The sequence below is a fragment of the Stenotrophomonas sp. AGC87 genome (genome assembly GCF_057333975.1).
Map to the genome: position 1 here is coordinate 92,466 of NZ_JBHFHW010000004.1, position 25,559 is coordinate 118,024.

A 25,559-nucleotide genomic window follows, 5' to 3' on the forward strand; every position below is an offset into this window, starting at 1 on the left:
CGCGCCCCCCCCCGCGGCGTTTGGGTCACAGGCGTCGAAGCTGCTCAGATCACCATCGCGCCCAATACCGCCAGTGCCAGGATGATCAGCAGCACGCCAGACAGGCGCTCGATCCACGGCAGCGCTGCGTTGAATCGGTCCATCGCTGCTGCACGCCCAACCATACCGGCCACCAACAGGTCCCAGCCGAGCACCACCGCGAACATCCACACCCCGTAGAACCACCGTGTTCCGGCGCTGTTGTCCGGCCCGCTCAACATGGCCGCGAGGCTGGCGTAGAACAGGGCATTCTTGGGGTTGAGCAGGGCGGACATTGCACCCAGCCCGAAGGCACGGGACCACGCAGATCTCGGTGCCGGGCGGGACAGCTCCCCCGGTTGCTCACCCGGCAGACGCAGTGAGGCGGTCCCGGCATGGCGCAGGAACAGCACGCCGATGTAGAGCAGGAAAGCGCAGCCCGCTATCTGGATCACCTGAAAAAGCGCGCTGCCGGATTGCAGCCCCGCTACGCCGGAAAATGCCAGCGCAATATAGGCCCCATTGGCCAGTGCAACCCCGATGCATGCGCCGCTTGCAACATGCCAGCCCTGATGGATTGCGGTGCGGGTGATCAGGAAGAAGTCCGGCCCGGGCGACAGCAACGCCAGAAAGTGCACGGCAGCAACGAGCAGAAACTGTTCCATGGGGGCGGGCAGGCTTCAACGGGGCACCTGACTGTGCCGATGTTGCGTGTTGATGTATTGCACGATATTGCGCAGTACTCAGCGGCGATAACGGCCTGGCGTAACACCGGCGTGAGCTTTGAACAGGCGCTGGAAATGGCTCTGGTCTGCAAAGCCGAGCGCGTGTGCGACCTCGGCCAGCGGTTGCCCTTGACCAAGGCGCTCGCGGGCGAGATTGATCCGCCGATTGAGCTGCCAGGCATGTGGTGTCAGCCCAGTGGCATTGCGAAACGCCCGGATCATCGCGTAGCGGTCCATCCCCGTGCATGTGGCCAGATCGGCCAGCGACACGCTCGACATCGGCGCGGCGTCCAGCAGGGCGAATGCTGGCTGCAGTCGCCGGTGTTGCGCTGCGCTTGCGTGTGGGGCGGGAACCGGCGCCCCGGCAGTGACGTCGAGATCGGCGATGAAAGCGACGACAGCTGCTTCTTTTTCTCCGGGATCGGCGCTGGAAAACAGCAGGGCATTCATGTCGCAGAACGTCCGGTAGCGCGCAAGGCTGTGGTCGATCCGGATCAGCGGCACCGTTGGGCCTTCTTTGTCGATGGAGTGCTTGTCTTCTGTGACTGCCGCCACCCAGGCCGCATCCAGATGCAGCATCTGATAGCTCCACGCGGTGTTGGGCGCTGGATTGCAGGCATGTACACGGTGCGCCGGCACGATGACCAAGGTGCCTGGTTGAAGGCGGTGCTGTCCGCCAGGCGCGCCGCTGAAAATGCTCTCACCCGCGTCCACGGCACCGATCGACCAGGTTGGATGACTGTGCGGGCGGTAACAGGCCCGGCTGTGGCACGCGCGGCGTGACTCAACCCAGGGCAGCTGGGGGTCGCGCCAGAAGTCATTATCCGAGGCAATGCGGCTGGAAGGGTGGCGCTCGCGTATGCTCACCGGCTGAAACTCACTGCAATCCTTGCGCCATGGTAAATCACCTTCACTACCGCCGTGCACTGCCTGACGATGCCGCTGCCTGCATTGATCTGCGCGGACGCACCCGCGAGAACGCCTTCTCCGCCGCACAGCTGGCCGAACTGGGCATCACCGAAGACAGCTGGGCGGCCGGTATCCGTGACGATGCATTGCCGGGGCATAGTAGGATCGGGGTAGGGCGTAGCACTGACTCCGTGTCGGGATCATGCGCGTCGCGCGTCCAGCGTGCGGCAGTTCACGGCCGGGGATGATGGGCCGGGGAGATGCTGCAGCCTCCTGGAGGGAGCTGAGCCATGCCTGTGTGGATGTTGGCCATCATGATGAGCGCTGCAGCGAGCGAGGCTTCTCCGCGGCAGGTGCACACCTGTGTCGTGGAAGGCCGCCGTCAGTACCAGTCCACGCCGTGCACCGGCCAGACCGAGCGCATCCGTGACATGCCGCCGCCTGTGGATACGCGCGCCAATGCGTTGTACATCGAATCGCTTCGCCAGGAGCTCAAGGCCAAACGGCGCGCGGAGACTGCACCGGCGCGCGCGCGCGGGTCGCCGCGCCGCAACGTGCGGCCGGCACCCGCCCTCCGGGGTGCAGTGATCTCCGTGCATGCCGATCCGGTCCGGTGCGATGCCGCGCGACGCCAGCGCGAGACAACCTACACGAAGGCGGGTGACCGGCCGAGCCTGGCGCTGAGCCGGCGGATGGATGACCTCGTGCACGATGCCTGCCGGTGAGGTGCAGGCATCGTGGGCTGTCACTGCGCCGTCAGTGGCGCTCCATCAGATAGCGCGCCACGGCATCGAACGCCGGCAGGGTGGTCGGGTCATTGGCGCTGTTGCCGGCCACCGGGTGCGAGCCGAACCGCGCGATCACGACGCGTGCGGTGGGATCGATGTACAGCGCCTGGCCGTGCACGCCGCGCGCCATGTAGGCGCCATGGTCGTTGTGCGATATCCACCACATGCCGCGGTAGCTCCAGCCCGGCAGCTGTGGATAGCCGGCCTTGGCGAAGGCCTGCTGGTTGCCACCAGCGCGGATCCGGGCGATCGCTGCGGCGGGCAGGATGGACTGGCCGTTGACCTTGCCGTCGTCGAGCAGCAGTTGGCCGACGCGGGCCAGATCACGCAGGCCGGCATTGAAGCCGCCGCCCGCGAACGGTGTGCCGGTGGAATCAACGGTGTAGTACGCGTCCTGCTCGGCGCCAAGGCGTTGCCAGATCCGCGATTGCAGCACCTGTGCAACCGACTGCCCCGTACGCCGGGCGATGATCCAGCCCAGCACGTCGGTGTTGATCGTTTTGTAGCCGAAAGCCTCGCCGTGGCGGCCCTGCTTCTGCACGGTCTGCAGGTAATCGTAGTAACTGCGCGGCCCGGTGTAGCCGGGGGCAGGGGGCAGGGTGCTGCCCGCGGCGGAAAACGCCCATACCTCGGCGTTGGGGTCGGCGTAATCTTCGCTGTAGCGCAGTGCCGTGGTCATCTCCAGCACCTGCTTGACCGTGGCATCGCCGAACGCGCTGTCCTTCAGCTCGGGAACAATCGCGCTGACGCGCTGGGTTTCATCGATCACACCCTCGGCGACCAGCATCTCGCCGAGCAGACCGGTCATCGACTTGCTGACGGACATCGCGCCGTGCTGGCCGTGCTCGTCCAGGCAGCCGCTGTAACGTTCGTAGACCACCACGCCGTCGTGCAGCACCACGATACCGTCGGTGTAGTTGGCCGACAGCGACTGTGCCCAGGTCATCTGACTGTTGGTGCCGGGACATTGGTGCGACGCCGTTGGCCGCGCCGAATGAAATCAGTGACTTGCCCCGCGCTCGTTACCCACCTGCGCAACCCGGCGCGAATGCATGTGTCCGTACCGATTGACGCTCTGCAACAAGTTTGCAACATGTCCGGCAGGGTCACCTGGGGACGTGTCTTGCCTGCTTCGAATCTGCCACGGCGATGTCGCCGCTGACGTACCGCCTGCGCTGTTCCATCGTCTTCTTCGGGCGTGATGCCCGATCTCTTCGGAGTTGTCATGAATCCTCGCGCCACTCTGCTGCGACGTCGCCGTCTGTCCGTCGCCGTGCTTGCCAGTCTGTTCACCGCCGTTCCGGTCCATGCTCAAACCGCGGCCAGTGCGCCGGCGGTCACCCAGCTCGACCAGCTCACCGTCCTCGGCAACCGCAACCAGGCCCGCACCGTGCTCGAATCGCCGGTGCCGATCGATGTGCTGAGCGCGCAGGACCTCCGCAGCAGCGGCTACACCGATATCAGCCAGATCCTGCAGTCGCTGTTGCCCTCGTTCAACTTCCCGCACCCGACCACACCGGACGGCAACACCCACATCCGCTCGGCGACGCTGCGCGGGCTCTCGCCGGATCAGACCCTGGTGCTGGTCAACGGCAAGCGGCGGCATGCCAGTGCGTGGGTCAACACCGGCGGCACGGTGGGCAAAGGCGCGGTCTCCACGGACCTCAATGCGATCCCGGTGAGTGCGATCGAGCGGATTGAAGTACTGCGTGATGGCGCGTCTGCCCAGTACGGTTCCGATGCGATTGCCGGGGTGATCAACATCGTGCTGCGCGAGGATGCCGGCTTCGAAGGGCGGGTCAGCCGCGGCACCACCCGCGATGGCGGTGGTGGCACCACGGCCGTCGCCCTGGACACCGGCGTGGCCTTTGCCGAGGGCGGCGGCCTGCACCTCACCTGGGATTATCGTGACCGCAAGGCAGCCAACCGCGCCTTGCCCGATACCCGTCAGCAGTACTTCGGGATCGGCCGCAACGGTGCGCCGGTGGCGCCGTCGGGCACCTTCGGCTCCGGCACCGGCCTGGCGCCGATCGGGGGCGCGGCGGCGGGTGCAGTGGCCGACCCACGCGAAGCCACCATCGACCGCGATGCCCTGTGGCGCTTCGCCGACTCGGCCGACACCGTGGAAAAGACCGTGTTTGGCAACCTGCGCAAGCCGCTCGCCTGGGCGGAGGGATTGGAGGCGTATGCGTTCGGCGGCTACGGGGTAAGCGAGGGCAGTTCCAACGCCTCCCTGCGCCGCGCCGGCCAGGTCGAGAACGTGCGCGCGATCTACCCGGACGGGTTCCTGCCGTGGGTCGATACCCAGAGCACCAACGCCTCGCTCGGCGCAGGCATCAAAGGTCTGCTCGGCGACTGGCATTGGGACCTGAGCAGCGTCTACGGCCGCAACAAGCTGGTCTACCGTACGCGCAACACGCTCAACGCCACGCTGGGTGCGGCCAGCCCCACCGCGTTCTACAACGGCGCGCTGGAGGCCTCGCAGTGGACCACCAATCTGGATGCGAACAACAGTATCGAGCTGGGTTGGCATGCACCGCTGCGGCTGGCGCTCGGGGCGGAGTTCCGCCGCGATACCTACGGCATTTCACCCGGTGAGCTGAACTCGTACGTCTGGGGGCCAGCGCGGGTGCTTGATGGCCCGTCGGCCGGCGCGGTGCCGACGATCGGCTCGCAGGGCTTCGCGGGCATCCAGCCGGCGGACGCCGGCAACCATCACCGTCACAACGTCTCGGCCTACGCCGAAGCGGAAACCGATGTGACGGATCGCTTCCTGGTCTCGCTGGCCGGGCGCTGGGAGGACTACAGCGATTTCGGCAGCACCACCAACGGCAAGCTGGCCCTGCGCTACCAGCTCGACGGCGGGGTGGCGGTGCGCGCCTCGGTCAGCACCGGCTTCCATGCGCCGGCCTTGGCCCAGCAGTACTTCAGTTCGACCAGCAGCCGCACGCTCAACAACGCGGTGACCGGGGTGCCCGAGTACGTGCTGGTGCGCACCGCACCGGTGGACACGGTGGAAGCGCGTGCCCTCGGGGCGCGCTCGCTGGAGCCGGAGCAGGCGACCAACCTCACCGCGGGCCTCACCTGGGGCATCGGTGGGCTGAGCGCGTCGGTGGATGTGTACCGGATCGACATCGACGACCGGATCTTTCTTTCCAGCAACTTCGTCGATGCAGCCGGGTCCACCGCGATCCGTGACTACCTGGCCGCACTGGGCTCGCCCGGCGTGACCAGCGTGCGCTACTTCAGCAACGCCGCAGATACCCGCACCACCGGCGTGGACGCTTCCGCGCGCTACCGTTGGGAGCTGGCGGACTATGGCCGGCTCACCGCCACCGTGGCCTACAACCGCAACAAGACCGAGTTGACCCATGTCGCCTCGACCCCGGCGCAGCTGACCGCGCTCGGCGTGCGCACGCCGTTGTTCGATGTCACCGAGCGCACCCGCGTGGAGAAAGGCCAGCCGCGCGACAACCTGACGCTCGCGCTGGGGTGGGATGTCGGCCGCTGGGGCATCCACCTGGGCACGCATCGCTATGGCGAGATCGAAGGCGTGGCGGCGACCAACCAGAGCGCGGCCAATGTCGCCGCCTTTGCCCAGGGCTCGACCCGGTTCCGCACGCTGCCGACCGAAGCGGGTAGTGCTGGCAATGTCGACGTGATCCAGACACTGGAGGCGCGCTGGGTCACCGATCTGGACATCGCCTTCCGCGCGACCGAGACGGTCACTCTCGTGCTGGGCGCCAACAATCTGTTCAACACCTATCCCACCCGCAACATCGCCACCACCCCACAGGTCTCCGGCGCCGATACCTTTGGCGTGTTCCCGTACAGCGAGCTGTCGCCGTTCGGTTGGAGTGGCACCTACTACTACGCACGCCTGGAGGCCCGTTTCCAATGACCCGTTCCACGACTGCAGGCCACCTGCCTGCCGACCCGCAGCGCCGCCACTGGCTGCGCGCCGGGCTGACCAGTGCCGCAGCGGTCGCGCTGGCGCCGGCCGCTGGTTCCGCTGCGCCGGCCGCGCCGGCAGCCGTGACGGCCGCCGGAAGCACCACGGACCTGCTGCGACTGGATCTCAATGAAAGCAGCTACGGCCCGTCACCTCGGGTCGGGCCCGCGGTACAGCGCGCGCTGGTGGAGGCGCCGCGGTACGTCAGCGCCGCGCAGCTGCAGGCGTTGCAGAGCCAGATCGGCACGCTGGAAGGGGTCGCGCCCGAACAGGTCATCGTTGGTGAAGTGCTGGAAGCCTTCGGCCAGCATCTTGCGCTGAGCCAGGGCGCGGGCGGGTTCATCTACTCGGTGCCCGGGTATGGCGCCCTGGTGGATGCGGCCAGGCCCTTTGGCGGCCGGGCGGTGGAAGTGCCGTTGAACGCGCGGCTGGAGAATGATCTGCCCGCATTGCTGGCGGCGATCGCGCCGGATACCCGCGCGCTGTTCGTGGTCAATCCGCACAACCCGTCCGGCACGCTGAGCCCCGGGGCCGAGTTCGATCGTTTCGTGAGCGCCGCGCAGGCGCGCACGCTGGTGATCGTCGATGAGGCATACCTCGATTACCGCGAGGATGCCGCCACGTTGAGCGCGGTGCGCCTGCTGCGGCAGGGCAAGAACGTGGTGGTATTCCGCACGCTGGGCAAGATCCATGCCTTGGCCGGGCTGCAGGTCGGGTATGCACTGGTGCCTGCGGCGCTCGCCGAGGCACTGCGCCAGCGCGGCGTCGGCGGCGCGCACGCGCAGAACCAGTTGTCGCTGGCCGCCGCCTCGGCGGCACTCGCCGATCCCGCCCACGTGGCCCAGGTCCGGCGCAGCGTGGCGGCGGAGCGGCAGCACTGGCAGCAGGTCCTGAGCGGGCTGCGCCTGCGCTCGACCGAAGCGGCCGGCAATTTCGTGTTCGTCGATACCGGGCACCCCCATGCAGCCGTCGCCGCCGGGCTGCTGCAACAGGGCGTGCGCATCGCCCGTGTGTTCGCCCCGTATGACACCTGGGTGCGGATCACCGTCGGCACGCCGGCGGAGAACCGGCGTGCGCAGCAGGCGTTGCGCAGCGTGCTCGCCCAGCTGGGCAAGGCGCAGGGTGGGGCGGCGGCGTAGACACTGCCTGACGCGCCGTCAGCCGCCGATGCGCTCGAAGCCGTCCGCGCTCCAGTCCTCACTCCCCACACCGTGATGGATCACGAACAGCCCCTGCGGATCGTAGCGGCGCTTGGCGGCCTGCAGCAATGGGTAGTTCGGCCCCCAGAAGGCCTGCTGCCAGTCCTCCTGGAAGTAATCGCTCTCCGAGACATAGGCCGGGGCCGAGGGCGCCACCACGCTCAGGGCCTGGTAGGCGCGCGCCACGTTCAAGGCGCCCCGGCGTGCGCGGGGCTCGTCCACCGTGCGCCCCAGGCCCGGATACACCGGCCCGCTGGCATTGCCGATGATCGCCAGCGCGAAGGCGTCCAGCACGGCCGGATGGGTGGCCGTGTCGCGGCTGGCGGCCAGCGCCGCCGCCGGTGCACCGAACAGGCCCTTGTTGCAGTGCAGGCCGACATCCATGTGATCGGCGGCGGCACAGATCGCGGCGGCCGCCTGCTCACGCTGGGCATCGTCCAACAATCCCGACGGCAGCCAGGCCGATGCGTAGCCATGCAGGAACCAGCCGACCTGGCCCTGGTCGCCCTTCCACAGCATGTGCCGGGAGGAGGCGCCATCGCGGGTGTCCTCGGCGATGAGGGCAGGGGCGTGCTGGCGGAAGAAGTCCGCGTCCCAGAAGTCTCTGGCCGGCATCGCCAGTGCCTGCAAGGGTTCGGTGATGGTGTAGGCCGGCCGGGCGCGGATCCAGTCCAGGAACGGCGTCCAGGTCGCTTCGGCCGCGTCGCGCGACAGGCCCTGGAACACCATCGAGATCGACAGCCGGCGCGTGTCCTTGAAGGTGAACTGCTCACCCCAATGCGGGTTGCACAGCGTGTCGCGGTAGAAGCGGAGCATCTCCGCCGCCAGTGCCTGCCAGCTGGCGTCGTCGCTGGTCTGGATCTGGCAGGATACGCCGCCGAAGGTATCGGGCAGGTCATGGGTCCGCAGCGTCATCCGGGTGACGATCCCGAAACTCGCCGCGCAGCCGCCCTTCAAGGCCCAGAACAGGTCCGGGTCGTTGTCGGCGTTGACGGTGCGGATCTGCCCGTCGGCGGTGACGATCTCGGCTTCGAGCAGGCTGGCCGCGGCCGTGCCATGCGCTTTGGAGAAACTGCCGAAGCCGCCGCCGGTGACCAGGCCGGTCACGCCCACCGAGGTACAGCCGCCGCCCTGGACATAGCGCCCACCGCGGGTGGTGACCGCATCGTAGGCATCGATCCACATCGCCCCGGCGCCTACGCTGACCGCCGGCTGCGGCGCCGTGCCCGCGTGGGCGTTGTGGGCGACGAAGGCATCGTGCAGCTCGACCTGGTTCATCGCGCGGGTCCAGACCAGCAGCGAATCCGGCGCGCAGGAGGTGCCGTGATAACTGTGCCCGCCGCCTTTGACCACCAGGCGCAGGCGGTGGGTGCGGGCGAAGTTCACCGCCGCGGCCACATCGGCGCTGTTGGTGGCGGCCACCACCTTCGCGCTGGGCACTGACCGCCACGCGCCGAAGTAACCACTGGTCTGGGTGAGCGCGGGCGCATCGCCGAGGAAGAATGGATTCTGCAGCTGCTCCAGCGCGGCGGTGCGGGTGGCGGCGTCAGCGAGGAAGGGGGACTGCGGCACCGACAGCCGACCGCCGACGGCACGCGACAATCGGTCCCACTCGGCGGCAGCGGGCCATCCCGCAGCGCCCGGCCGGACCCTCGCACGCGTCGCTGCGAAGGCAGGGCCGGCCTTGAGCAGCATCGGCAGCAGCGGCAGGGTCAGCCCGGCCTTGAGGCAATCGCGTCGTTTCATGAGGGTGGTTCCTGCGGCAGCAGCGGGGTCGATGCCAGCGAGTGTGTTCCCGCAGAGGCCCGCCGGCCCTGGCCTGGGGCCGGATGTCGGTGATGAAGGGACGAGTGGCGGGGGCTCAGGGGCGGGCGGCGCCAGCCGGAGACACGTCGGTCCCGCGCCGATTGACGGATGTCCGACGCGGCTTACCCTAGTCTGGTTCCATTGCGCTCGCGGCCGTCGCTGGGCGAGCGCCCCACGACATCCGGATCCATGCCCACCTCGAACGACCCCGCCCCCGGCGCACTGGCCACCTTCACCCCGGCCACGCGCGATTGGTTCACGGCAGCCTTCGCTGCGCCCACGGCAGTGCAGGACCATGCCTGGGCGGCGATCAGCGCCGGCCAGCACACCCTGGTCATCGCGCCGACCGGCTCGGGCAAGACCCTTGCCGCGTTCCTGCACGCGATCGACCAGCTGTTCCGCAGCGGTGAGCAGCAGGGCGGTGGGCGGCCCGCGACGGCCACGTCCACCAAGCGCGGCACCCGTGTGCTGTATCTCTCGCCGATCAAGGCGCTCGGCGCCGATGTCGAGCGCAACCTGCAGAGGCCCCTGCAGGGGGTGAGTGCCGAACGCGAGCGACGCGGCGATCCGGCGGTCACCCTGTCCGTCGCGATCCGGACCGGGGACACCACCCCGGCGGAGCGAGCGCGGCTGCTGCGGCGTCCGCCCGACATCCTGATCACCACGCCCGAATCGCTGTTCCTGATGCTCACCTCACAGGCGCGCGAGACATTGCGCGATGTGCATACCGTGATCATCGATGAGATCCACGCGGTGGCCGGCAGCAAGCGCGGCACCCACCTGGCGTTGAGCCTGGAGCGCCTGGATGCCCTGCTGCAGGTGCCCGCGCAGCGCATCGGGCTCTCGGCCACGGTGCGCCCGGTGGAGGAGGTCGCGCGGTTCCTTGGCGGCGACCGTCCGGTCAGCGTGGTCCATCCACCGTCGCAGCGGGCGCTGGAGGTCCGGATCGTGGTGCCGGTCGAGGACATGGCCGACATTCCGCCGCATCCCGCGGCCGCCGATGCACCCGCGTCCGCCGGCCGGGTCGGCTCGATCTGGCCGCATGTGGAGGCCAGCATCCTGGACCAGGTGCTGGCGCGACGTTCGACGATCGTGTTCGCCAACTCACGGGGCGTGGCCGAAAAGCTGACTGCCCGGTTGAATGAACTGCATGCCGACCGTGTCGCCCGTGGCCAGCTCCCGGCGCTTGCCTCGATAGCGGCGGCTGCCCCCGAGCACTACGGGTCGTTCAACGGCGGCACCGCCGGGCGGGCCGCCGGAGCGGACGCGCTGATCGCCCGGTCGCACCATGGTTCGGTCTCCAAGGAACAGCGCCGCGAGATCGAACAGGCGCTCAAGGCCGGCGAGCTGCGCTGTGTCGTGGCCACCTCCAGCCTGGAGCTGGGCATCGACATGGGGCTGGTCGATCTGGTGATCCAGGTCGCCGCGCCGCCTTCGGTCGCCAGCGCGCTGCAGCGGGTGGGGCGGGCCAGCCATCAGGTCGGGGGCATCTCCACCGGCCTGGTCTACCCACGCACACGGCGCGACCTGATCGATGCGTCCGTGGCGGTGGAGCGCATGCTGGCCGGTCAGATCGAAGCGATCGATCCGCCGCGCAACCCGCTGGACGTACTGGCCCAGCAGACAGTGGCCGCCGCGGCGATGGAGACACTGGACGTGGACGCCTGGTATGCGCGCGTACGGCGTGCCGCGCCGTACCGTTCGCTGCCGCGCAGCGCGTTCGATGCCACCCTGGACATGCTGGCCGGGCGTTATCCCTCCGATGATTTCGCCGGCTTCCGCCCGCGGCTGGTCTGGAACCGCGACACCGGTTCGCTGAGCGCGCGGCCGGGCGCGAAACAGCTGGCGGTCACCAGCGGGGGCACCATCCCGGACCGCGGCATGTTCGGTGTGGTGCTTCCGGAAGGCGAGGAGCGTGCCGGGTCGCGCCGGGTCGGTGAACTGGATGAGGAGATGGTCCACGAATCACGGGTCAACGATGTGATCACCTTGGGCGCCACCTCGTGGCGGATCGAGCAGATCACCCATGACCAGGTCGTGGTGACTCCCGCGCCGGGGCGCTCGGCGCGCTTGCCGTTCTGGCGCGGTGAGGGCGTGGGGCGCCCGGCCGAACTGGGCGAGGCGGTGGGTGCCTTCATCGGTGCGCTGGATGCCGGTGTCGCCGAAGCGGGCATGCCGGCCGGGCTGCGGGAGCGGCTGCAGGCCTGCGGATTGGCGGACAACGCGATCACCAACATCGCCGGCCTGCTGGCCGAACAGCGTGAGGCCACCGGCGTGCTGCCCACCGATCGCACGCTGGTGCTGGAGCGCTGCCGCGATGAGGCCGGTGACTGGCGGCTGATGTTGCATTCGCCGTATGGGCGGCGCGTACACGATCCGTGGGCACTGGCGGTGGCCGCACGCATCCGCGAACGCTGGGGCGTGGATCCGGCGGTGGTCGCCAGCGACGACGGCATCATCGCGCGGCTGCCCGACGCGGAGGGGCGCCTGCCGGGCGCGGAGCTGTTCCTGTTTGAGCCCGAGCGGCTGCGCAGCGACGTCACGCGCGCCGTGGGCGGCTCGGCCCTGTTCGCCGCGCGCTTCCGCGAATGTGCCGCACGCGCGCTGTTGCTGCCGCGGCGCACGCCGGGTCGCCGCTCGCCGCTGTGGCAGCAGCGCCTGCGCGCCGGTGAACTGCTGGCCATCGCGCAGGGCTATCCCGAGTTCCCGATCCTGATCGAGACCGCACGTGAGTGCCTGCAGGACGTCTACGATCTCGATGCGCTGGGCGTGCTGATGCAGCGGCTCACCGACGGCCGCGTGGCGATCGCCGATGTCACCACCGAGGTGCCGTCGCCGTTCGCGGCGAACCTGCTGTTCGGCTACGTCGCCGAGTTCATGTACGGCACCGATGTGCCGCTGGCCGAGCGACGCGCGTCGGTGCTGTCACTGGACAGCGGCCTGCTGGGGGATCTGCTCGGCCAGGTCGATCTGGGCGAACTGCTGGATGCGGCCGTGGTGGAGCAGGTGGGCAGCGAGCTGCAGCGCCTGGCGCCCGACCGCCAAGCGCGCGGCACGGAAGGGGCGGCCGATCTGCTGCGCGAACTGGGCCCGCTCACCGATGAAGCGATGGCGCTGCGGCGGGTCGATGAGGATTCTGCTGGGCATCTGCACGATCTCGCCGCTGAGCGGCGTGCGATCCAGGTCCAGATCGCCGGCCGCATGCACTGGGCGGCCATCGAAGATGCCGCGCGCCTGCGCGATGCGCTGGGGGTCACCCTCCCGCGCGGCATCCCCGAGGCCTTCCTGCAGGCTTCATCGGACCCGCTGGGCGAGCTGCTGGGCCGGTATGCGCGCACCCATGCGCCCTTCACCACGGCCGAGGTGGCGGCCGCGTTCGGAGTGGGCGTGGCCGTGGCCGATGCGGCACTCACGCAGCTGGAAACGCAGGGCAAGCTGCTCAAGGGTCGTTTCGGTGTGGCGCGTCGCGACGCCGAGGCCGTCTTTGCAGCCGCCGAGCCGGCGCCGCTGGCCCGTCACGAATGGGTGGGCGAGGCGGTGTTCCGTCGGTTGCGGGTGCGCTCGCTGCAGGCGGCACGCGAGGCGACCCGGCCGGTCACGCGCGACGCCTATGCCCTGTTGTTGCTGGAGCGGCATGGGCTGCTGGCCGATGCCGAACAGGCTGCACGTGGCATCACTCACCGCGGGCCGGGTGCGCTGGAGGGCATCGACGGCGTGCTGCGCGTGGTGGACCTGCTGGCGGGTGTGGCGCTGCCGGCGTCGGTGTGGGAACAGCAGATCCTGCCTGCGCGCGTGGTCGATTACGCGCCGGCGATGCTCGATGAGCTGCTCGCTACGGGCACCGTGGTGTGGGCCGGGCACGGGCGGCTTGGCGAGGAGGATGGCCTGGTCTCGCTGCACCTGCAGGAATTCGCGGCAGAAACGCTGCCCGCGCTTGCGGTGGCAACCGCGCTGTCGCCGCTGCAGGACGCGCTGCTGCAGGTGCTGGCCGACGGGGGGGCGTACTTCGCGCGCCAGCTGGCCACCGCGGTGGGCACGCACGCGGCGCGGGCCGGCAACCCGCCCATGGAGATCACCGCCGCGCAGCTGCACGACGCCTTGTGGGGCCTGGCCTGGTCGGGGCACCTGACCACGGATCTGTGGGCGCCGCTGCGCGGCATGGCCGGGGCCCGCACGCCACGGCCGCGGGTCGCGCGCGCCTCGCGGCGCGGTCGACGCGTCCGTGGCATCCCGATGCACGACACGCCCTTGGCCGACGGCGCGCCGGCCGTGATCGCCAGCTTTGCGGCACCCGCGCTGGCCGGGCGCTGGTCGCTGTTGCAGCGTGAGGCGATCAGTGACACGGCGCGCGCGGTGGCGCTGGCCGAGGGGCTGCTGGACCGGTACGGCATCGTGACCCGCGGGGCCGCGATGGCCGAAGGGATCGCCGGCGGCTTCCCGGCGCTGCAGCAGGTGTATCGCGGCATGGAGGATGCGGGCCGGGTGCTGCGCGGGCGCTTCGTGGACGGGCTGGGCGGGGCCCAGTTTGCCGATCGCCTGATCGTGGATCGGCTGCGCGGCGTCGCCGAGGCCCTGCGGCCCGGTGCTGGCGAGGTGGCGATCGGGCTGTCCGCAGTGGACCCAGCCAACCCGTTCGGTACCGTGGTGCCCTGGCCGGTGCACGGCTCGGCGGTCCGGCCGGTGCGACGTGCCGGCGCCGTGGTGGTGATCGGTGGTGGGCGTCTGTTGATGTACCTGGCCCAGGGGGGGCGCCAGCTGCTGACGTTCTTCGATGCGGACGATGTGTCCCTGGCCGGCACGACGGCTGTCGCGGCGCAGGCGCTGGTCGGTGCACTGCGGCGGGGGCGGCGGATCTCGTTCACGGTGGAGCTGATCAACGATGCGCCGGCGCGGCGCGATGGAACGATGGACGCACTGCGGGCCGCCGGGTTCTCCAGTGCGCCCAAAGGCATCAGCTGGGAAGGATGAGCAGGGAGAGGCGAAGACTTACTGATGCGATCTAAGTAGAAACACGCTGGCCGCCATCGCGACCCACACCGACTATTGAGCACCACCGTCGTCGGAGAAGTGCATGGCCAGCTCATCCGCAAAGAAGAAGCCCAGTTCATCCGCAAAGAAGCCCAACATCCTCGTCATCTGGGGAGACGACATCGGCATCTCCAACCTGAGCTGCTACTCGCGCGGGTTGATGGGCTACCAGACCCCGAACATCGACCGGCTGGCCAATGAGGGCATGATGTTCACCGACTCGTACGGTGAGCAGTCCTGTACCGCCGGCCGGTCCTCCTTCATCACCGGGCAGAGCGTGCTGCGGACCGGTCTGTCGAAGGTGGGCATTCCGGGCGCGCCGGTCGGCATGAGCGAGAAGATCGTCGCCATCGCCGCGCTGCTGAAGAACGAGGGCTATACCACCGGGCAGTTCGGCAAGAACCACCTTGGCGATCTGAACCACATGCTGCCCACCAACCATGGGTTCGATGAGTTCTACGGCAATCTCTACCACCTCAATGCCGAAGAAGAGCCGGAGATGTACGACTACTTCCCCAAGGACGAGTTCGGCGATTTCATCGAGACGATCAAGCCGCGGGGTGTGATCCACAGTTTCGCCACCGACAAAGATGACAGCACTGACCAGAAGCGCTGGGGCAAGGTGGGCAAGCAGAAAATCGAAGATACCGGCCCGCTGGACCGCAAGCGCATGCTGACCTGCGATGACGACTTCGCCGACCGCGCCAAGGGCTTCATCAAAAAGGCGAACGACGACGACACGCCGTTCTTCGTCTGGGTCAACTTCACCCATATGCACCTGTATACGCATACCAAGGAAGAGAGCAAGGGCCAGGCCGGTCGTTGGCAGTCGCCGTATCACGATACGATGATCGACCACGACAAGAACGTCGGCTCGCTGCTCGATTATCTTGATGAGCTGGGCATCGCCGAAGACACCCTGGTGGTGTACTCCACCGACAACGGGCCGCACCGCAATTCCTGGCCGGATGGCGGCATGACGCCGTTCCGCAGTGAGAAGGACACCAACTGGGAAGGCGCGTTCCGGATTCCGCTGGTGGTGCGTTACCCGGGCAAGATCAAGCCGGGCTCGGTATCCAACGAGATCGTCCAGCACCATGACTGGCTGCCGACCTTCCTGGAACTGGCGGGCAACAAGGGCGTGGTCAACGACCTCAAGAAAGGGGTCAAGGCGATCGGGCGTACCTACAAGAACCACATCGACGGCGTCAGCCTGCTGCCGTATCTCACCGGCAAGGAGGAAAAGTCGCCGCGCAAGCTGTTCGTCTACATCTCCGATGATGGCGACATGCTCGGCATCCGCTACGACAACTGGAAGGTGACGTTCATCGAGCAGCGCTGCAAAGGCACCATGCAGCTGTGGCGCGAACCGTTCACGGTCATGCGCATTCCCAAGATCTACAACCTGCGTACCGATCCGTACGAGTTCGCGGATGTGACCTCCAATACCTATTGGGACTGGTACATCAACCACGTCTATATCGTGTATGGCGCGATCGCGCTGCTCACGAAATTCAACGAGACGTTCGTGGACTTCCCCAAGATCCAGAAGCCGAACACGTTCACGGCCGACCAGGCGGTGGAAAAGCTGCAGGAAGCGGTGACGGGCAAGTAGCGGCCGCCGCCATCGCACACAAGGATTCACAAACGGGGGGACGGATGTCCCCCCGTTCGCGTACCCGTTTGCTCAGGCGGCCTCGGAGGCTGCCTGTTCGTGGCGCGGGGCGTACGCCGGGTAATCGACGTAGCCGGCCGCGCCGCCGCCATAGAACGTGTCCCGATCGGCGGGCGCCAGCGGCCAGCCGTTCTGCAGGCGCGCCACCAGGTCCGGGTTGCTGATGAAGGCGGCGCCGAAGGCCGCCAGGTCGATCAGGCCCGCATCGATCAGCTGCTCGGCGCGCTCGCGGGTCATGCCACCGGCGAGGATGAGCGCGGTGCCGGGCAGTTGCGGCTTCAGCGTGCGCAACAGGCCGCTGAAGCCCGAATCGCCAGCGCCATCGACCGACTTCTGGCCGACCTTGAAGCCGGACTGGTCCATCAGGTGCACATACGCCAGGCCGCGCTGCCCGATGGCCTGGATCAGTGCCGTATAGGTTGCGTCGATTTCCGGGTAGTGCGGCATGTCGAACAACTGGCCGTAGGGCGAGAGCCGGATGGCCGTACGCGATGCGCCGATCCGCGCGACCACGGCATCGATCACCTCCAGCGTGAAGCGCAGGCGGTTGTCCAGCGACTGCGGGCCGTACTGGTCGGTGCGGTCATTCACCTGTGGATTGATGAACTGCTCATGCAGGTAGCCGTTGGCCCCGTGGATTTCCACGCCGTCGAAGCCGGCTTCGATGGCATTGGCAGCCGCCTGCGCGAAGTCGGCCACGATGCGGGGGATCTCATCGGTCTCCAGCTGGCGCGGCGCAGGGGAGGCGACCAGCGCAGGTTGGCCCTGCTCGTTGTAGCCGAATGCCTGCGCGCCGACCGGCAGCTTCGAACTGGCGCTGACCGGGCGCGCATCGTTGGCCTGGATGGTGGGGTGCGAGACGCGCCCGACATGCCAGATCTGCGCGAACATCCGGGCGCCCAGCGCATGGACCGAATCGGTGGTCAGGCGCCAGCCGGCGATCTGCTCGGCCGTGAAGATGCCGGGATTGAACAGGTAGCCCTGGCCCTCGCGGGAAATGGGCGTGCCCTCGCTGACGATCAGGCCGGCGGTGGCACGCTGGGCGTAGTAGAGGGCGGTTCGCTCATCGGCGGCATCCTGCGGGGCGCGTGCACGGGTCAGCGGGGCCATGACCACGCGGTTGCGCAGCGGGATGCCCGCGAGGTCGAACGTATTGAAAAGGGAGCTCATGGGGGTTCCTGAGGGGGCGAGGGGGGAGGGCGTGGCGGGTCCGCCATGCGCTTCACTTCATCGTATGGGCGTGCGATATCGGCCACAATGCGGCGATTCGGCAAATGACTATTGCTGAAACAGCAATCAGGTCCCACGGTGCCCACCATGCAGCTCAAAGCCCTCCGCTATTTCCTCAGCGTCGCCGCCACCGGCAGCTTCCTGGCCACGGCGCGGCAACACCGGGTGCCAGCCTCATCGGTGTCGCGCTTCATCGCGGCGCTTGAACAGGACGTGGGGCACCAGTTGTTCTACCGAAGCACCCGGGCGGTCCGGTTGACTGAAGCGGGTGAGCAGTTCCACCAGCAGGTGCGCGACGCCGTGGACCTGCTCGATGACGCGGTCGGGCAGCTGGAAGGCCGCGACGCCGCGCTGCGCGGCCTGATCCGCATCAATGCCCCCGAGTCGCTGGGGCGGCTGCACATCGCGCACATCGTCAACACGTTGCAGGCACAGTATCCCGAGCTGATCGTCGAGCTGACCCTGACCGACACGCTGATCGATCCTGTCCAGGAAGGCGTGGATATCATCATCCGTGTCGGGCTGCTGATGGATTCGGGCCTGATCGGCAAGGTCATCGCGCCCCACCGCAACATCCTCGCCGCCAGCCCGGCCTATCTTGCCGCGCATGGCACGCCGTCGTGCCCCGAGGATCTGCTGCAGCATCACTGCCTGGTCTACAAGGGCCAGCTGGGCATCCAGAAGTGGTATTTCCGGTCCACCCCCGATGCGGCGTTCAAGGCGTTGAACGTGACCGGCCCCCTGCGCAGCAACAATGCCGAAGCGCTGCTGGCGGCGGCCATTGCAGGGCGCGGCGTGGTGCTGTTCCCCACCTGGCTGTTCAATGCGGAAACGCTGCAGGGTGGCAGCATGGTCACGCTGCTCGGCGACTGGGAGTTCTCCCCGCAATCCGAACGGGTGTATCTGCAGCTGCTCTCGCCGGAAAACAGACTGCGCTCACGCAAGGTCCGCGAGGTGTCGGCCTTCCTGACCGAGGCGATCGGATCGCCGCCGTACTGGGATCGTGCTGATCGGTGAGTCATGGGCACCCCCATCACACCGGGGATGGCAGGATCGGGAGAGATTCGCCCCCTCACCAGGAGACCACCATGGCTTCGACCGTTGTCCTGACCCGATCATGGGTCATCCATCCCTTCCACGCCGCTGTATTGGGCGGGGTGCTGCCGTTGTTCCTGGCGGCGCTGCTGGCGGACTACGCATACTGGAGTTCGTACGAGATCCAGTGGGCGAACTTTGCCTCTTGGCTGCTGATCGGCGCGATGGTGATGACAACGCTCGCCCTGCTGTGCGGGATCGTCGGCCTGGTCCGTCGCAGCCGCAACCTGGCCTACGTCGTGATTCTGGCGGTGACCTGGGGCGTGGGTTTCATCAACTGTCTCCACCATGCGCGTGATGCGTGGGCGGTGATGCCGGCAGGCCTGGTGCTCTCGGTGATCCTGACGGTGTTGGCGCTGCTCGCGACCTGGGTGGGCCTGTCCAGCCTGCGCGTGGGAGGTGTGCGATGAGCCGCCAGATGACGATCCGGATGCTCTCGGTTTCCGCGCTTGCGGTCGCGCTGGCGGCTTGCAGCGGCAAGGCCCCCGAGCTGGAACAGTACGGCGGCAACCCGGAGATGCCCAAGCCGCATCGCGGGCTGATGCCGGACATGACCATCGCCAAGCCGGCGCAGTGGGGCGACACCCTGCCGACGGTGCCCAAGGGCTACCGCATCTCGGCGATTGCCACGGAGCTGAGCATTCCGCGGCAGACTCTGGTCCTGCCCAACGGCGACATCCTGGTGGCGGAAGGCCGTGGCGGCAGCGCGCCGAATCTGAAACCGAAGGATGTCATCGCCGGCAAGATCAAGGCAAAGGGCAACACTGCGGTCAAGAGCGGCAACCGCCTGACCCTGCTGCGCGACGCCGATGGTGACGGCACCTACGAACTGAAGACGGTGTTTGCCGACAAGCTCAACGCGCCCTATGGTCTGGCGTTGATCGGCAATGCGATCTACGTGGCCAACCAGGACGCAGTGGTGCGCTTCGATTATCAGGAAGGCCAGACCAAGGCGAGCGGCGCACCGGTGAAACTGACCGATCTGCCCGCGGCGATCAACCATCACTGGACCAAGGCGATGACCGCCAGCGCCGATGGCCGCTATCTCTATGTGGGTATCGGCTCCAACAGCAACATCACCGAGCGCGGCATGGCGGTGGAGATCGATCGCGCGCGGATCTGGCAGATCGATGTGGCCACCGGCGCGCACAAGGATTACGCCACCGGTATCCGCAATCCCACCGCGCTGGCGATCCAGCCGGGCACCGGCACGCTGTGGGCCGTGGTCAATGAACGCGATGAGATCGGCCCCAACCTCGTGCCCGATTACCTCACCTCGGTGAAGGAGGGCGGCTTCTATGGCTGGCCTTACAGCTACTGGGGCAAGAATGTGGATCGCCGGGTGATGCCGCAGAATCCGGAGAAGGTCGCCTCGGCCATCGCACCGGATTACGCGCTGGGCTCGCATGTGGCCGCACTGGGCGTGGCGTTCTCGTCCGAGGTGATGGGTACGCAGTTTGCCGATGGCGTGTTTGTGGGCGAGCACGGCAGCTGGAACCGCAATCCCCCGGTCGGCTACAAAGTCGTGTTCGTGCCCTTCAGCAATGGCCGTCCGGCCGGCGAGCCGATCGATTTCGTGAGTGGCTTCTTCGGCGAAGACGGCAAGACCCGCGGCCGCCCGGTAGGCGTCACGGTCGACCCGCGCGGTGCACTGATCGTTGCCGATGACCTCTCCAACACGATCTGGCGGGTCACCCGCGACGGCGCTCAGTAGCTACTTAACGGGGACGGAGGGGATTAATAATTACCTCCGTCCCCGTTAAGAGGGGGCTTGACCTTCCCATGATGGGAATCTTTAGGGTGGCAGGTAACCTCACCCAAGGACTGCCCCATGTCTTCTGTTGCTTCCCGGTCCGGCGCGCCGCTCAGCCGCCTGAGCCTGCCCATCGAGGGCATGACCTGCGCTTCCTGTGTGGGCCGGGTGGAGCGCGCGCTGACCGCCGTCCCCGGCGTGCAGACGGCGTCGGTCAACCTGGCCACCGAGCGGGCCGATCTCAGCTTCATCGGGGCGGCCGATCCTCAGGCGGTGGTCCGTGCCATCGAACGCGCGGGCTACACCGTGCGCGAAGCCACCACCGAACTGAGCATCGACGGGATGACCTGTGCGTCCTGCGTTGGTCGCGTGGAGCGCGGCCTTGCGCAGCTGCCGGGCGTGATCGCGGCCAGCGTCAACCTGGCGACCGAACGGGCGCAGGTGCGCCATCTGGCCGGTACGGTCTCCGCCGCTGATCTGGTGGCTGCGGTGGAAAACGCCGGCTACACCGCGCGCGTTGCAGGCGTGAGCACGGCTGCGGCCGGTGACCAGGAGGAGGAACGCCGCGAAGGTGAAGCCCGCGCGCTGCGCCGCTCCCTGTTGCTGGCGGCGGTACTGACCCTGCCGGTGTTCATTCTGGAAATGGGCTCGCACCTTGTCCCGGCCATGCACCACTGGGTAATGCATACCATTGGGCTGCAGACCAGCTGGTACCTGCAGTTCGCGCTGGCCACGCTGGTGCTGTTCGGGCCGGGCCTGCGCTTCTTCCGCAAAGGCGTGCCGGCTCTGCTGCGCGGCGCCCCGGACATGAACTCGCTGGTTTCGCTCGGCACTGCGGCGGCCTATGGCTACTCGGTGGTCGCCACCTTCGCCCCGGGCGTGCTGCCGCCGGGCACCGCCAACGTCTACTTTGAAGCGGCCGTTGTGATCGTCACCCTGATCCTGCTGGGGCGCACGCTGGAGGCGCGGGCCAAGGGCCGCACGTCGCAGGCGATCAAGCGCCTGGTCGGGCTGCAGGCGCGGACTGCACGCGTGCAGCGTGGCGGTGAGACGGTCGAGGTGCCACTGGACGAGGTCACGCTCGGCGATGTCGTACTGGTCCGCCCGGGCGAGAAAGTGCCGGTGGACGGCGCGGTGGTGGAGGGGGCGTCCTATGTGGATGAGAGCATGATCACCGGCGAGCCGGTACCGGTGGCCAAAGCCGTGGGCGCCGAGGTGGTCGGCGGCACCCTCAACACCACCGGTGCCTTCAGTTTCCGTGTCACCCAGGTGGGCGGGGATACCGTGCTGGCCCAGATCATCCGCCTTGTCGAGCAGGCACAGGGCTCCAAGCTGCCGATCCAGGCGCTGGTCGACAGGGTCACCATGTGGTTCGTGCCGGCGGTGATGGCTGCTGCCGCGCTGACCTTCCTGGCGTGGCTGGTGTTCGGTCCGGCACCGGCGCTGACCTTTGCGCTGGTCAATGCAGTGGCGGTGCTGATCATTGCCTGCCCCTGCGCGATGGGCCTGGCCACGCCGACCTCGATCATGGTCGGGACCGGCCGCGCGGCGGAGCTGGGCGTGCTGTTCCGCAAGGGCGAGGCGCTGCAGGCACTGCGCGATGTGAGTGTGATCGCGCTGGACAAGACCGGTACGCTGACCAAGGGCCGTCCCGAGCTGACCGACCTGGAGCCGGCCGACGGTTTCCAGGCCGATGAGGTGCTGGCGCTGGTTGCTGCGGTGGAAACCCGCTCGGAGCATCCCATCGCCGAGGCCATCGTGGCTGCCGCCAAAACGCGTGGGCTTGCACTGGCGCCGCTCGAGCGCTTCGAGGCGGTGCCCGGCTTCGGTGTGTCCGCGCATGTCGGTGGCCGCACCGTGGCCGTGGGCGCGGATCGCTACATGACCCGGCTCGGCCTGGAGGTGGCGGCGTTCCGGCCCACCGCGCAGCGGCTGGGCGAGCAGGGCAGGAGCCCGCTGTATGCCGCCATCGATGGACGTCTGGCGGCGGTGATCGCCGTGGCCGACCCGATCAAGGAAAGCACCCCGGCGGCGATCCAGGCCCTGCACGCGCTGGGCTTGAAGGTGGCGATGATCACCGGTGACAACGCGGCCACGGCGGCAGCCATCGCGCGCCAGCTGGGCATCGATGAAGTGGCCGCCGAGGTGCTGCCCGATGGCAAGGTCGCCGCGCTCAAGCGTTTCCGTGCTGGTGGCGCCAAGGTGGCCTTCGTCGGTGACGGGATCAATGACGCACCGGCGCTGGCCGAGGCCGATGTCGGCCTGGCGATCGGTACCGGCACCGATGTGGCGATCGAGGCGGCCGACGTCGTGCTGATGTCCGGCGACCTGCGCGGCGTGCCCAACGCGATCGCCCTGAGCCAGGCAACGATCCGCAACATCAAGCAGAACCTGTTCTGGGCTTTCGCCTACAACGCGGTGCTGATCCCGGTGGCCGCTGGCCTGCTGTACCCGTTCAACGGCACGCTGCTCTCGCCGATCTTCGCCGCGGCGGCGATGGCATTGTCCAGTGTGTTCGTGCTCGGCAATGCGCTGCGGCTCAAGCGCTTCCATGCACCGATGCAGGCCGATACGCTGGGCACCGGCAGGGTGGAAGGTGAGATGAGGACCGGACGATGAATATCGGGGAAGCCGCGACGTTTTCGGGCGTGTCGGCAAAGATGATCCGCTATTACGAGCAGATCGGCTTGATCCCGCCGGCGGCGCGCTCGGAGGCGGGCTACCGGCATTACAGCCCGCAGGACGCGCACAGCCTGCGCTTCATCCGCCGTGCGCGTGACCTGGGCTTTTCGGTCGAGCAGATCGGCGAGCTGCTGGTGCTGTGGCGTGATCGCGAACGCGCCAGCGCCGACGTCAAGGCGGTGGCGCTGTCCCATGTGGCGGGGTTGAAGGCGAAGATCGCCGAGCTGCAGGCGATGGTGCAGACATTGGAGCATCTGGCCGAGCACTGCCACGGCAATGACCGCCCGGATTGCCCGATCATCGCCGACCTGGCCCAGCCCGTTTCCGCGCCGGCGGAGACTGCATCAGCCGGGAAGCCTCGCAAAACGCCGTTGTTCGGTGCGGATACGCCGGTGTCCTCGCGCGGGCGCGCGGCCGGCAAGCCACGTTCCTGATCGACCCGGCCGCGTCCATGCCCTGCACAAAGGGCGCGGACGCGTTAAGGCCTTGACCTTGCCACGTTGTCATCCCCGACAGTGGGCTGACACCCACCACGGCGAGGTCGCCCGATGCATCGTTTCACCCTTCCCACCATGACCTGCGGCGGCTGCGCCCGCTCCGTCACCAAGGCCCTGCAGGGCGTCGATCCGGACGCACGCATCGAGACCGATCCGCCCGCGCGCGAAGTACGTGTGGAGAGCGACCGCGAGCGCGCCGCCTTGCTGGCCGCGCTGGCCGAGGCTGGATTCCCTGCCACGCCATGAGCGGGCGGTCCCACGCCATCCCGGAGGACAACGCATGTGCATGAAACATCTTCTGCCGCTGCTGCCGTCCCTGGCGGCGTGGGGCACCGCGAAATTCGATGCCGTCGCGGCGGCTCAGGCCTTGGTGACAGACGCGAGTCGCTCCACCAGCACCTCAGCCGCTTCGGCCGACGAGGCCGGGTTCTGGCCGGTGATCAGCAAGCCATCGCTGACCACATACGAGCCCCAGTCCGGCCCCTTGGAGTAGGAACCGCCTGCGGCCTTGAGCATGTCCTCGACCAGGAACGGCACCACCTCGGTCAGGCCGACGGCGTCTTCTTCGGTGTTGGTGAAGCCCGTGACCTTCTTGCCCTGCACCAGCGGGGCACCCTCGGCAGTCTTGACGTGACGCAGCACGCCCGGCGCATGGCAGACCAGCGCGACCGGCTTGCCGGCGGCGATGAAGGCTTCGATCAGCGCGATGGAGTGGGTGTCTTCGGCAAGGTCCCACAGCGGGCCGTGGCCGCCGGGATAGAACGCGGTGTCGAAGTCGGCTTGTGAGACGCTGTCCAGGCGGACGGTGTTGGCCAGCTGTGCGTTGGCGTCGGCGTCGGCTTCAAAACGACGGGTCGCGTCGGTCTTGAAGTCCGGCTCGTTGCTCTTGGGATCCAGCGGCGGCTGCCCACCCTTGGGTGAGGCCAGCACGATCTCCGCGCCGGCATCCTTGAAGGTGTAGTAGGGCGCGGCCAGCTCTTCCAGCCAGAAACCGGTCTTCTTGCCGGTGGTGCCGAGTTCGTCGTGCGAGGTCAGAACGATGAGGACTTTCATGGGTGATGCTCCTGTGGGTGTTTGATTAGACTGGTCGTCTAGTGATGGGGCCGAGAAAAACACGCCGATGCGGGCGTGCCTGAGACATCCCTTTGTCAGGGGGCGGTATGCAGAAGGCGGGAGGTCAACGCGACGGCGTCGTCGAACGGGCGGGTGCTGCGGGCGATCTTGACCATGATGCTGGTCCCGAGCCACAGCTGGTACAGGCTGCGCGCGACAGCGTCGGGCGGGTCCTGGATCGTCACTGAGCCGTCGGCGACGCCCGCTGCCACGGCACGCGCCAGACGATCAGTGATTCCCGTGGTGCCACGTTGAAGGGCGGCGCGCATGGACTCGGACAGGTCGGCGACTTCCGCACCGAGCTTCACGGCCAGGCACTTGCCCTGGCAATCCTCGAAGGACTGGCTGTCCTGCCAGGCGCGGAAGTACGCCTCCAGCTGCGCGGCCTTGGTCTGCCCAGGCTGGCGGAAGATACGGTCCATATCAGCGAGATAGGCGGTGAAGTAGTCCTCCAGCATCGCCTCGCCGAAGGCTTCCTTCGAGGCGAAGTAATGGTAGAACGAACCCTTGGGCACGCCGGCGGCGGCGAGGACCTCGTTGAGGCCGACCGCAGAAAAACCTTTGGCGCCCATGATCCGCTGGCCGGTGGTCAGGATGGTGTCGCGAACAGGGGAGCTGGCGGTGGGGGAGTTCATGGACGCCACTGTACGTCTGATTAGACCGGTCGTCTAGTGCCTGTTTGAATGGTCTACGGGAAGCCGGCCAGCGGCCGGCACTACCCCCGTCCCCGGGCGGCGATTGCCGACGGGGAGGGGGCGGATCAGGGTATATTCCCCGGCCCCATTTTCATTGCCAGATAGCGCCCCGCCATGAGCACGCCCCGCAAGCACTACAAACACCCCGCAGAATCCGAGATCGGCAACGGCACGATCTACCTCGAGGCGCAGGGCGATGTGATCGTGCGGCAGGTGGAGAGCTACCGCAGCGTGCTGGTCTGGGCCGACAAATCCGGGCAGGCCGATGAGCGCTTCCCGCTGTCCGATCAGCCGCTGTCCTGGCTGGATCTGGATTCGGATGACGCCATCACCGCCAGCCAGTTTGAAGCCGTCTGGAAGCAGGCCAAAGCCGTTTCCGGCTGAGCGTGCCGAA

At 67.9% G+C, this 25,559-nt stretch carries 19 protein-coding genes and 1 pseudogene; 13 read left to right on the forward strand and 7 right to left on the reverse strand.

Translation table 11 applies throughout. The features are described from left to right. Nucleotides 1-44: 44 nt before the first annotated feature. Both ACE026_RS01350 and ACE026_RS01355 read right to left on the reverse strand, forming a co-directional pair. On the reverse strand, nucleotides 45-683 hold the full coding sequence (locus ACE026_RS01350; RefSeq protein ID WP_486037277.1) for a LysE family translocator: 639 nt from the start codon (nucleotides 681-683) through the stop codon (nucleotides 45-47). Nucleotides 684-761: 78 nt separating this feature from the next. Further along, nucleotides 762-1,670 (reverse strand): AraC family transcriptional regulator, encoded by a 909-nt coding sequence (locus ACE026_RS01355; RefSeq protein ID WP_486037279.1) that lies wholly within the window; start codon nucleotides 1,668-1,670, stop codon nucleotides 762-764. On the opposite strand from ACE026_RS01355, the pseudogene ACE026_RS01360 reads away from it, so the two are divergent. Continuing rightward, nucleotides 1,640-1,786 (forward strand): annotated as a pseudogene (locus ACE026_RS01360) (GNAT family N-acetyltransferase); the annotation flags it as partial. The gene ACE026_RS01355 and the pseudogene ACE026_RS01360 sit on opposite strands and share 31 nt — an antisense overlap. A gap of 156 nt (nucleotides 1,787-1,942) precedes the next feature. Beyond that, complete coding sequence (locus ACE026_RS01365) at nucleotides 1,943-2,377, forward strand: hypothetical protein (protein ID WP_486037280.1); 435 nt, start codon at nucleotides 1,943-1,945, stop codon at nucleotides 2,375-2,377. A 31-nt stretch (nucleotides 2,378-2,408) separates the two neighbouring features. On the opposite strand, the gene ACE026_RS01370 is transcribed toward ACE026_RS01365, so the two are convergent. Further along, complete coding sequence (locus ACE026_RS01370; protein ID WP_486037281.1) at nucleotides 2,409-3,386, reverse strand: serine hydrolase domain-containing protein; 978 nt, start codon at nucleotides 3,384-3,386, stop codon at nucleotides 2,409-2,411. Between the two features lie 279 nt (nucleotides 3,387-3,665). Between ACE026_RS01370 and ACE026_RS01375 the strand changes: the two genes are divergently transcribed. Both ACE026_RS01375 and ACE026_RS01380 read left to right on the forward strand, forming a co-directional pair. Further along, nucleotides 3,666-6,341 (forward strand): TonB-dependent receptor plug domain-containing protein, encoded by a 2,676-nt coding sequence (locus ACE026_RS01375; protein WP_486037282.1) that lies wholly within the window; start codon nucleotides 3,666-3,668, stop codon nucleotides 6,339-6,341. Further along, on the forward strand, nucleotides 6,338-7,531 hold the full coding sequence (locus ACE026_RS01380) for a pyridoxal phosphate-dependent aminotransferase (protein ID WP_486037284.1): 1,194 nt from the start codon (nucleotides 6,338-6,340) through the stop codon (nucleotides 7,529-7,531). Before ACE026_RS01375 ends, ACE026_RS01380 begins: the two co-directional genes overlap by 4 nt. Before the next feature lie 18 nt (nucleotides 7,532-7,549). Here the strand turns inward: ACE026_RS01380 and ACE026_RS01385 are convergent, their stop codons facing one another. Next, complete coding sequence (locus ACE026_RS01385; protein WP_486037286.1) at nucleotides 7,550-9,337, reverse strand: FAD-binding oxidoreductase; 1,788 nt, start codon at nucleotides 9,335-9,337, stop codon at nucleotides 7,550-7,552. Nucleotides 9,338-9,586: 249 nt separating this feature from the next. Between ACE026_RS01385 and ACE026_RS01390 the strand changes: the two genes are divergently transcribed. Next, complete coding sequence (locus ACE026_RS01390; protein ID WP_486037288.1) at nucleotides 9,587-14,365, forward strand: ATP-dependent helicase; 4,779 nt, start codon at nucleotides 9,587-9,589, stop codon at nucleotides 14,363-14,365. Between the two features lie 103 nt (nucleotides 14,366-14,468). Then, nucleotides 14,469-16,040, forward strand: coding sequence for an arylsulfatase (locus tag ACE026_RS01395; RefSeq protein ID WP_486037289.1), 1,572 nt, complete (start codon nucleotides 14,469-14,471; stop codon nucleotides 16,038-16,040). A gap of 72 nt (nucleotides 16,041-16,112) precedes the next feature. Here the strand turns inward: ACE026_RS01395 and ACE026_RS01400 are convergent, their stop codons facing one another. Continuing rightward, nucleotides 16,113-17,270: an alkene reductase gene (locus tag ACE026_RS01400; protein ID WP_486037291.1), complete on the reverse strand. Its 1,158-nt coding sequence runs from the start codon at nucleotides 17,268-17,270 to the stop codon at nucleotides 16,113-16,115. Between the two features lie 147 nt (nucleotides 17,271-17,417). On the opposite strand from ACE026_RS01400, the gene ACE026_RS01405 reads away from it, so the two are divergent. The 6 genes from ACE026_RS01405 (at nucleotide 17,418) to ACE026_RS01430 (ending at nucleotide 23,603) form a co-directional block, all read left to right on the forward strand. Then, nucleotides 17,418-18,347, forward strand: coding sequence for a LysR family transcriptional regulator (locus tag ACE026_RS01405; RefSeq protein WP_486037293.1), 930 nt, complete (start codon nucleotides 17,418-17,420; stop codon nucleotides 18,345-18,347). Nucleotides 18,348-18,418: 71 nt separating this feature from the next. Then, entirely contained in the window at nucleotides 18,419-18,835 is a 417-nt protein-coding gene (locus tag ACE026_RS01410) for a DUF2231 domain-containing protein (RefSeq protein ID WP_486037295.1), read from the forward strand. Next, a complete protein-coding gene (locus ACE026_RS01415; RefSeq protein WP_486037296.1) occupies nucleotides 18,832-20,139 on the forward strand; it encodes a PQQ-dependent sugar dehydrogenase in 1,308 nt (435 codons plus the stop codon). The genes ACE026_RS01410 and ACE026_RS01415 overlap by 4 nt, the downstream gene beginning before the upstream one ends. A 117-nt stretch (nucleotides 20,140-20,256) precedes the next feature. Then, nucleotides 20,257-22,797 (forward strand): heavy metal translocating P-type ATPase, encoded by a 2,541-nt coding sequence (locus tag ACE026_RS01420; protein WP_486037298.1) that lies wholly within the window; start codon nucleotides 20,257-20,259, stop codon nucleotides 22,795-22,797. Beyond that, nucleotides 22,794-23,294, forward strand: coding sequence for a Cu(I)-responsive transcriptional regulator (cueR, locus tag ACE026_RS01425; RefSeq protein WP_486037300.1), 501 nt, complete (start codon nucleotides 22,794-22,796; stop codon nucleotides 23,292-23,294). Before ACE026_RS01420 ends, cueR begins: the two co-directional genes overlap by 4 nt. A gap of 114 nt (nucleotides 23,295-23,408) precedes the next feature. After that, entirely contained in the window at nucleotides 23,409-23,603 is a 195-nt protein-coding gene (locus ACE026_RS01430) for a heavy-metal-associated domain-containing protein (RefSeq protein ID WP_486037302.1), read from the forward strand. Between the two features lie 114 nt (nucleotides 23,604-23,717). Here ACE026_RS01430 and ACE026_RS01435 read toward each other — a convergent pair whose 3' ends face one another. Together ACE026_RS01435 and ACE026_RS01440 are read right to left on the reverse strand one after the other, a co-directional pair. Then, nucleotides 23,718-24,410: a type 1 glutamine amidotransferase domain-containing protein gene (locus tag ACE026_RS01435; RefSeq protein WP_486037304.1), complete on the reverse strand. Its 693-nt coding sequence runs from the start codon at nucleotides 24,408-24,410 to the stop codon at nucleotides 23,718-23,720. 95 nt (nucleotides 24,411-24,505) lie between these two features. Continuing rightward, nucleotides 24,506-25,105 carry a TetR/AcrR family transcriptional regulator gene (locus tag ACE026_RS01440; RefSeq protein WP_486037306.1) on the reverse strand — a complete coding sequence of 200 codons (600 nt, stop codon included), beginning with the start codon at nucleotides 25,103-25,105 and terminating at the stop codon, nucleotides 24,506-24,508. A 174-nt stretch (nucleotides 25,106-25,279) separates the two neighbouring features. Here ACE026_RS01440 and ACE026_RS01445 point away from each other — a divergent pair, with 174 nt between their 5' ends. After that, nucleotides 25,280-25,549 (forward strand): hypothetical protein, encoded by a 270-nt coding sequence (locus ACE026_RS01445; protein ID WP_083298829.1) that lies wholly within the window; start codon nucleotides 25,280-25,282, stop codon nucleotides 25,547-25,549. The last annotated feature ends 10 nt before the right edge of the window (nucleotides 25,550-25,559 follow it).

What these genes read in the sequence shown, in the direction of transcription:
- ACE026_RS01350 (WP_486037277.1), bottom strand. Translation starts at nt 683, where the DNA reads ATGGAACAGTTTCTGCTCGTTGCTGCCGTGCACTTTCTGGCGTTGCTG.
- ACE026_RS01365 (WP_486037280.1), top strand. Translation starts at nt 1,943, where the DNA reads ATGCCTGTGTGGATGTTGGCCATCATGATGAGCGCTGCAGCGAGCGAG.
- ACE026_RS01370 (WP_486037281.1), bottom strand. Translation starts at nt 3,386, where the DNA reads ATGACCTGGGCACAGTCGCTGTCGGCCAACTACACCGACGGTATCGTG.
- ACE026_RS01375 (WP_486037282.1), top strand. Translation starts at nt 3,666, where the DNA reads ATGAATCCTCGCGCCACTCTGCTGCGACGTCGCCGTCTGTCCGTCGCC.
- ACE026_RS01380 (WP_486037284.1), top strand. Translation starts at nt 6,338, where the DNA reads ATGACCCGTTCCACGACTGCAGGCCACCTGCCTGCCGACCCGCAGCGC.
- ACE026_RS01385 (WP_486037286.1), bottom strand. Translation starts at nt 9,337, where the DNA reads ATGAAACGACGCGATTGCCTCAAGGCCGGGCTGACCCTGCCGCTGCTG.
- ACE026_RS01390 (WP_486037288.1), top strand. Translation starts at nt 9,587, where the DNA reads ATGCCCACCTCGAACGACCCCGCCCCCGGCGCACTGGCCACCTTCACC.
- ACE026_RS01395 (WP_486037289.1), top strand. Translation starts at nt 14,469, where the DNA reads ATGGCCAGCTCATCCGCAAAGAAGAAGCCCAGTTCATCCGCAAAGAAG.
- ACE026_RS01400 (WP_486037291.1), bottom strand. Translation starts at nt 17,270, where the DNA reads ATGAGCTCCCTTTTCAATACGTTCGACCTCGCGGGCATCCCGCTGCGC.
- ACE026_RS01405 (WP_486037293.1), top strand. Translation starts at nt 17,418, where the DNA reads ATGCAGCTCAAAGCCCTCCGCTATTTCCTCAGCGTCGCCGCCACCGGC.
- ACE026_RS01410 (WP_486037295.1), top strand. Translation starts at nt 18,419, where the DNA reads ATGGCTTCGACCGTTGTCCTGACCCGATCATGGGTCATCCATCCCTTC.
- ACE026_RS01415 (WP_486037296.1), top strand. Translation starts at nt 18,832, where the DNA reads ATGAGCCGCCAGATGACGATCCGGATGCTCTCGGTTTCCGCGCTTGCG.
- ACE026_RS01420 (WP_486037298.1), top strand. Translation starts at nt 20,257, where the DNA reads ATGTCTTCTGTTGCTTCCCGGTCCGGCGCGCCGCTCAGCCGCCTGAGC.
- cueR (WP_486037300.1), top strand. Translation starts at nt 22,794, where the DNA reads ATGAATATCGGGGAAGCCGCGACGTTTTCGGGCGTGTCGGCAAAGATG.
- ACE026_RS01430 (WP_486037302.1), top strand. Translation starts at nt 23,409, where the DNA reads ATGCATCGTTTCACCCTTCCCACCATGACCTGCGGCGGCTGCGCCCGC.
- ACE026_RS01435 (WP_486037304.1), bottom strand. Translation starts at nt 24,410, where the DNA reads ATGAAAGTCCTCATCGTTCTGACCTCGCACGACGAACTCGGCACCACC.
- ACE026_RS01440 (WP_486037306.1), bottom strand. Translation starts at nt 25,105, where the DNA reads ATGAACTCCCCCACCGCCAGCTCCCCTGTTCGCGACACCATCCTGACC.
- ACE026_RS01445 (WP_083298829.1), top strand. Translation starts at nt 25,280, where the DNA reads ATGAGCACGCCCCGCAAGCACTACAAACACCCCGCAGAATCCGAGATC.